At 35.7% G+C, this 1464-nt stretch carries 2 protein-coding genes; one reads left to right on the forward strand and one right to left on the reverse strand.

Annotation, left to right across the window (positions count from 1 at the left end):
- Positions 1–29: 29 nt before the first annotated feature.
- Positions 30–866 (reverse strand): hypothetical protein, encoded by an 837-nt coding sequence (locus tag QUA34_RS30015; protein WP_333391160.1) that lies wholly within the window; start codon positions 864–866, stop codon positions 30–32.
- Between the two features lie 228 nt (positions 867–1094).
- On the opposite strand from QUA34_RS30015, the gene QUA34_RS30020 reads away from it, so the two are divergent.
- Positions 1095–1451 (forward strand): hypothetical protein, encoded by a 357-nt coding sequence (locus tag QUA34_RS30020; RefSeq protein ID WP_333329978.1) that lies wholly within the window; start codon positions 1095–1097, stop codon positions 1449–1451.
- Positions 1452–1464: the final 13 nt, after the last annotated feature.

Genomic DNA, 1464 nt, shown 5'->3' on the forward strand with positions numbered 1-1464 from the left:
TTGCACTTTACTCTCGATCGCACGCTCTCTTAACCCAGCCCACGTAATATGCGCTCGATATATTCAGCAAGCCCTATATATTGAAAAAGAACACCAAATTCTTGCTGTTTCTGATTAAAATAATTAAAATACCAATTTAAAAAATCCGTATCAATTCGATTTATTAAATCAGCTTCCCACCGATTCAATTCATTGTTAGCATATTGTTTAGCACTTTGATTGGCACTGTTCACAGCTTTTTTGAAAGCTTCGTCTCTTCCACCAAAGGCCACTAGAGATTGAGTAACTTCTAGGGAGGGATGAGAGGTTAATTCTGCCGCTAAAGCCTGACTCATAACTAATCGTCCCAGTAACGGGATGAATACAATTAGAATTATAATCGACCAAATAATGATACTAACTATCTTAGAAACTTTTACAATCCGCGATTTTTGAGTAGGTTCTTCAGTAATCTGAGATTCACCAGATTCTTTAGCCTTCAACTCAAGGGTCACTAATTCTTGAGCGCCCAAGACATCAGTTAATTTTTGATCTAGCTTTTTGGCAATCAACTGACGACCATAAGGTATTCCATTTGAATGACAAACAAGGTTATTCTTTTCGTCTAAAAACACCTGTCCTAAAATTTGCCCTTCGGGATGCTCTTGGCGAATAATTGCTCCTTTTTTTAAATTAGGAGTTCCTGGACGATCGCTCTGGAAATAACTGATAGCCTCCTCAAAGGTTATCCCCTCTAAAACTTCAGGTGTCCCCAGAATGCGTGGCAAACATTTATTAAATTCGCCAACTATCCGCTGCACATCCCCAGAAGTGAGTTTCTGCTCTCCTTGAGAGGCGTCTTGGGCAAACCAGTTAAACGGTGTCATATTTCCTCCAGAGCATTTGATAACTTATAAACTTCTACTATATTCCTTATATCTCTCCTGATCATAATTTAATATAAAAATGTATTTTTGGCTATTCATAAAAGTGTTATTTAGTGTACACTTACCTTTTTTTTAAAAATTTATTAACAAGAAAAAGTGTTATTTAGTTTTCCAGGTGTTATAAAGTGTGATATAGTGTGATGACCAAAACTCAACCCCCTTTTAGGTATGGACATCCAAGAGGTTTTACAATGGACTGACGAGCAAGTATTTGTGAAGACGGGAAAACATATTGATTCATTACAAAGCTCTATCTTAAAAGAAGTTTGGGATGGGGGGAAATATCATAAGATAGCTAAAAAGTGCAATCGTAGTGAAGATCATATTAAACAAGTTTCTAGGAAATTATGGAAAATGCTCTCTGACATATTGGGAGAAGATATTAAACAATCTAATGTTCGCTCTATTTTAGAAAGCAAAGCAGTATCTAGTATTTACAATTTTGGTAACTCTTCACAGATTGTTATACCAATTTTATGTGAAGTTGCATATAATAGAGAGATAGCTTTTATGGTGCGTTTATGAGTCGTAGTTTAAA

Origin of the sequence: Microcoleus sp. POL10_C6 (assembly GCF_036701585.1) — a bacterium.
In the GTDB taxonomy this organism is placed as follows: domain Bacteria; phylum Cyanobacteriota; class Cyanobacteriia; order Cyanobacteriales; family Microcoleaceae; genus Microcoleus.